Genomic DNA, 6,434 nt, shown 5'->3' on the forward strand with positions numbered 1-6,434 from the left:
ATATAACTTTTCCCCATAAAGATTCACCACCCAGGCAAAAGCATCCCTTTGCCCGGGCCGGATCCCGTAGTTGTTCTACGATTTCATCTTCCGTATATTGCTGCATCCTCTCCATATTTGGCTCAAATATACAAAAAAGTACGGATATAAAAAAAGCGGGCAACTTTACAGTTGTCCGCTTTTCGGAAGTGCCCAGAACAGGACTCGAACCTGCACGCCTCGCGACACACGCACCTGAAACGTGCGCGTCTACCAATTCCGCCACCTGGGCATTTCATTACTTTCAGGTAAACAATCTCTCGTGATCGCGGTGCAAAGGTAGTGTTTTTTTTTATACTGCAAAATATTCAGGTATTGTTTTTACAATATTTCTTCAAAATTCCACCCTTCATATTTCGGGCCTGTCTCTCTTTATCGATTCTTTCTTCCGATAAACGGAAGGGGATACTCCCATAACCCGCGTAAAAATACGGGAAAAATAGGCAGCCTCCTCAAACCCTAGTTTCATCGCAATCTCATTAACCTTTAGACTGGTAAGTTCTATATACTGACAGGCTTTCTGTATCTTTAGACGGATAAAATAATTGATTGGCGACATCTTCGTCTCCTTTTGAAAAAGCATGGAGAAATGGGAAGGAGAATATTTAAAATAATTAGCCAACTGCTCAAGAGACAGACTGCGTTCCACATTTTCCTGCATATAATGGATCACTTTCGAAGAAAATGAATACTCTTTATGTGTTGTAAGGTTATAATAACGGAACTGCTCCAGATACACGAACGAACTCAGGAGCATATAAAGACACATAGAAGAATAAGTCATATATTCTTTTATATATCCCATTGAAAAGCAACTGTAAATCTCCTCAAAAAGCTGAAGTCTGTCCTGAAGCCGCGAATGTTCTCCCGGCAAAATATCTTTGGGCATGTTGTAGGACGGGACAAACTCTTTACATAGTTTTCCTTTAAAATGAAGGAAATAGATGGTCCACGGATCATGCTCGTCCGCTCCAAATGAATAGGGGACATCAGGCGGGATAATGATATACTGGTTTTCAACGACCGTATAAGTCTTTCCATAAATAGTATACCAACCCTTTCCTTCCGTACAATAGATCAGCATCGCATATTTAGAGCCCTGGTCCTTTTGTACATAATGATACTTTACCTTCGGAAAGAAACCGATTTTCCTAACATACAAATTTCCGATAAGCGGTTCGCTGCTGTACGAATCCAGTAATTCGTCCGGCAGGGAAACAAAACGTTCTCCTTTGAATCCTTCCTTAATCTTTATCATGGCTTCAATCATAAGACCTGTTCCAATAAAGAAAACCTTCGCTTTCTCTAACCGGGAACTTACGGTCGGTTTACGATGCGAAGATACAAAAAAACTCCACCGGTTTCCCGACGGAGTTTCTATCTTTAATACTTTCGGACTTTTCAGTCTTTCGGGTATCTTATTTACTTAACAACAGTTTTAACTGCGCTTTCGCCTTCAACAGCTACTACAACGATACCTGCCGGAGCAGAGATTGTAGCATTGTCAGAAGAAAGAACTGTTCTTGCGATTGTCTGTCCTAATACATTTGTTACAACAACTGTCTTATTAGCAGCACCCTGGATTGTTACAGAACCTACGCCACCGAATACGTTGAATCCATCAACTGTAATGTCTTCGTTGCCTACTGGCGGGCTGTAAGAATCTTCGTCAAACTGCATGTCACCTGTAACAGGTTCAGTAAAGATTGAAGTACCGAACTCAGCGATGTCAGATGAAGCAGATTTTACAATTGAAGGAGAATAGCTATAAGCTGTTACGCGTACTGCATATTCAGTCTTCGGCTGCAAGTTGATTGCTCTGATTGAAGTTGAAGTAGGACCTACTTCTTCTGATTCAATACCCTGAACAAAGAGGAAGTCCCATTTGTCAGATTCTTCCATGTAGCTAGCTACCGGCAGAGAACCGAAGTCAGGATTCCAGTCATTCTTATTGAATGCGCCAGTGTTTTCTTCAAGACCGTCTTTTTCGTCACGAGACAAACGAGTTGTGTTAGTGAATTCGAAGATATCGATCTGCTTGCCACCTTCTTTCAACAGAACTGTATAAGTGTTAGCCGGGCTCAAATCAGCGTCAACGTCAAATGCTTCAGCCTTATAAGCTTCATTCAGATGAGTATTTGTTGAAATAACATCCATTGTCTTATATTCAGCACCATTCTTCATGATAGTCAGCTTATAGTTGTGGTGCAGCAACGGATTGATAACTTCACCTGTTCCGTTGAACAATTCAACCATGATTGTACCTTCTTCAGCTTTCACTTCAGAGATAAAGATATTCTTAGAAGTGTTCTGTTTTTCGTACTGACCAAGTTCTACTTTGTAGTAATGAGCACCCGGAACTGCAGACCATCTGAATTCAGCCTTGCTACCGTTAATGTTGTCAGACAAATATTTAGTATCAACTACAGGAGCAGCCAGAACCGGAGAATAATTAACCGGTAGATCTACTGTACAGTTGCACAATGTGCTTGCTGCTAATACGTCTGCAACCAAGTCATGGTCGCTCTTGTCAGCCAACAGGTCGATAGAAACCGGAATAATAGCTTCGCTACATATTCAGCCTGGTTCTTACCTTCAGTAGAAGCGATCAATGCACCTGCAGGAGAGATAGCAATTACTTTAGATACTTCTTCAGTAGGATCGATTGCCGGCAGGTCTTTACCAATCAGATAGATTTGTTTAGTTGCAGCAATGTCATCATCAATGAATGTAACAGCACCGAAGTCTAACTTAGCCAACTTAGCAGCTTTTGTATCAGCTGTAGCCGCGAAATACAGTTCAGGTTGTTTAACATCACCATAGATACGAGTAGCTACAGTATCGTTACGATAAGCTCCATAGATATAGAACAAGTTAGTATAACTGTTAGTTTGTCCCTTATTGTTTTCTACATCTTTATCAGCATACTTTTCATCCAAACCATATACATAAGTCCAGCTGATCTGGTCTTTGATCTGCATCGGATACAGACGAACTGTGTCGTTTACATAATTATAGATGAAGTCTTTGTTATCAATTGCTGAATGGATTGTATCAGGAACGATACCAGCCTTGTCAGACGGTTTGAATGTAGACTTAACGTAAGCAAGTAATTCACCATATTTGTTAGGAATCAATTTGCCAGCATCCAAAGTACCAATGATAACAGTTGTATCGTGGTCGAATGCACCAATCTTATTAGACATGCTTGTTTCTACAGTTACCGGAGCAACAAGGTTCAAACCTGCGATAACGAAAGTACCATCTTTCACTTCGTAGCACTGTTCCTGACCCAGGTAATAAGTAGCATAGTTCTTAGTATAAAGATCACGGAATACGTTAGAATCATATTCACCATGTTCAAACTCATCAAGATTCTGGATATTTCCTAACAGGCTGGTATAAGCACCTACCGGTTTGTCACCTGTCAAAGTAGAAACAAGACCCTTAAATACAGAACCAACAACATTGAACTGGTTGAAACCTGTCAATTCTTTTTCCCATCCCGGATGATTAGCTTTACCGTCACCTGCATCATTTGTCAACAGACCGAACTGAGCCATATCGGTAAGGATTTCTTCTGTCGGAACCAAATCAAATTTAGCCTGAGGAGTATATCTAACCTTAACGGCAATACCGTTATTTTTCAGGGCATCCAGATTTGCTTGTTTGTACGGAACACGGATATACAATGTGTCACCAGCACTTTCACCACGCCAAACAGATCCTGGCTGCGGTTCAAGACCACCAACATCACCACGATTCCAAACGGCATTTGCATATTCTGTTGAGAAATAGAAGTTCTTATCCTGTACAACTTCTCTTTCACCAATTTCCATAGCCTGTTTGTACAGACGGATAGTTGTAAAGTTAGGATCGTCAGCATCCGGTTTCAAACCTGTAGCATATACATGAACAACATGGTTACGAGAAGAACCACCGATACCCCATACATAAGAATCTTTATTAGTAAAGTAAGGAGCTGCAAATACTTCAGCACCACCCTTAACAGCTTCACTTATATAACCGATAAGACCACTTTCTCCTGTATTTCTATCAGCAGCAGCAAGTAAACCGTCTGTAATGTTCATTACATTAGCTAATGTACTTGATACAGTAGCAACAACGCCATCTTCTGTTTCAACACCTTTCCAGTTAGTCCATACGTGCTGAGTACGAGCAGATGTAGTCAGAACACCCGGATAATGAGTTTCACCCAGATTGATCAAATCTTGTCCTGAATAACCTTCGCAATCATCCTGAGTATTCAATGTAGCTGACAAGCCCCATTTCTCTTCAATATTATAAGCTTCATCCTGATCGATGTTCATGTTTTCTGAAGCAAAGTGGAAAGCAGCTTTCACTGTCCAGTCTTCATTCAGATTTCCTAAGCAATCGATAGCAGCATCCGGAATACATCTTGTATGTTTAAATCCAGCAACTAATTCACCTTCGAAGTACCAGTTGAATCCTAAGAATTCAATCTTATCTTCCCATCTGTCGGTAGAACCCGGATCAGCCGGAGTTAATAATTCCAGATTTAATGCACCACCATCACAAGGAGCCATAGCTTCCATTCTCACAGCAGCCTCAGGCACAGGACCAGAGCCTTCTGCACAATCTAAAATAAACTTAGGCAGATATGTGAAATCAATAGATGTTTCAAGAACTTCTTCATATTTTGTGAATACCAAGTCATCACCGAATTTGAATGTACCGCGAGCATCTACGCTATGTCTTACAAATGCTGTATCCGTACTGGATGCAGTAGTTGTAGCAAACATATAGTCAGCCAATTCCCACTGGTCTTTCACTGTACCCGGCTCTACATGATAAACAACCTTTACATTAGACCAGTCAACCGGATTGTAGTTATTGAACGCACCTGCACGTACACAGAAACTTCTACTTCCGTCAGCTTCTGTTGCTTGAGCAAAGTTACCTGCAGTAACAGCTGTATTACCAATCTTTTCAAGAACGATAGGAGCTTTCACATTCAGTTTCAAATAAGTAGCTTCAACGTGGTGAGGAGTTGCAGCACCAGCCATCTTATCATTAAACTTCCAGATCTTAACATCCATTTCAGAAGCTTCGCATTCAGTAGAACGGTTAACACCTACACGGAATTCTTTTTCTTCTTCATATACTATTTCTACATCCGGACGAACGAAATCAAGATTAACACTTGAGAACAATGTTACAGGTTCCAAAGTATTATCTGTTGCATTTTCATCAGGTTCAGACAGTTCTGATTCAAGAACGATATGTACAATAGAGTTATCAATATCGACTTCACCAGAATTAGCCATATTAAACATTACCTTATATGCATCAGGAGTTTTTACACCATCAACTTCAACACCATCTTTATCGATAGTGAATCCACCCTGATATTTTTCATTATAAGGCAATTCCTGAGCACCTGTACCATCCAGCTTATAAGCCTTAGCACTAGCAATCTTCCAAACCAGGTGACGGTTTACGTCATCATTTTTCAAACGACTAATGAAAAAATGGAAACTTGTTGCATCGCTCAAACCTCTTGTATCGAATGTAAATTCAACACGACCCTGTCTTGTTTCAGTCGGTCTAACACCCAGATAAGTAATATTACCTTGAGTAATAACACCATATTGAGGTTGATTTACATTATCATATAGCTTGTCACCAGATACATACTGACCACCAGCTACATTGCCTGCCGCAGAATCAAAAGCAACAAATACCCCTGGAATAAGAGTTCCAACATTCACATCCTGCAAAGGCAGAATATAATTCCAGTAACCGACTGTTTGATCATTGACATACTTTAAGGCACCTCTATTGAGAAGGTCAAATTTCGCAGCTTCTTTCAATTCATCCGCAGTCGGATCTTCAAAATCGGCCTTGTAAGTATCAGCACCTGTCTTGTACCAGGCTGGGACCGCATTTTGAGCAAAATTGAAAAACTACTGCTTGCCACAAGGAACGCGGCGAACAAAGTAGAAAACTTTTTGTTCATAATCAAATAATTTAATTAGTAATAAAATATAAAGTTCAAATAAATCTTTCTATCAAAATAAAGTTCTGACGACTACTTACCGTCGCATTCATCTGTGCATACCTTGCACCTAAATTCTTATGCAAATATACATATCTTTTTTTGTTGCACTATTTTTTTGTTATATTTTTTTCCCTTTAACCATGCTTTCTTATCCGATTCTTACCTTAAATCGTACAAAGGGGACGGTTTTAAGGACATATCCAACCATTAGCACTTCATTTCCTGCAATATTCCCTATACATTAGAGCCTGTTTAAATTTTGTAGTTTGAAGTAAAAAGAGTGTTTCTTCTTTCCGTCAAAATGATTATTTTTAGTTACCAAGCTTCAAATAATTATGTATTGTACGGATTT

2 protein-coding genes, 1 tRNA gene and 1 pseudogene are annotated in these 6,434 nt (G+C 39.8%); all 4 read right to left on the bottom strand.

Annotation, left to right across the window (positions count from 1 at the left end; translation table 11 throughout):
• Nucleotides 1-189 precede the first annotated feature (189 nt).
• Nucleotides 190-271: transfer RNA gene (locus DXA15_RS24235), tRNA-Leu, on the bottom strand.
• Nucleotides 272-388: 117 nt separating this feature from the next.
• Nucleotides 389-1,297, bottom strand: coding sequence for an AraC family transcriptional regulator (locus tag DXA15_RS24240; protein ID WP_010802100.1), 909 nt, complete (start codon nucleotides 1,295-1,297; stop codon nucleotides 389-391).
• A gap of 164 nt (nucleotides 1,298-1,461) precedes the next feature.
• Nucleotides 1,462-1,662, bottom strand: a pseudogene (locus tag DXA15_RS27395) (DUF6383 domain-containing protein); the annotation flags it as partial.
• An 872-nt stretch (nucleotides 1,663-2,534) separates the two neighbouring features.
• Nucleotides 2,535-5,894: a hypothetical protein gene (locus DXA15_RS24245; RefSeq protein WP_233567604.1), complete on the bottom strand. Its 3,360-nt coding sequence runs from the start codon at nucleotides 5,892-5,894 to the stop codon at nucleotides 2,535-2,537.
• Between the last annotated feature and the right edge of the window lie 540 nt (nucleotides 5,895-6,434).

It is taken from the genome of Parabacteroides sp. AM58-2XD, assembly GCF_003463685.1.
Lineage (GTDB): Bacteria > Bacteroidota > Bacteroidia > Bacteroidales > Tannerellaceae > Parabacteroides > Parabacteroides segnis.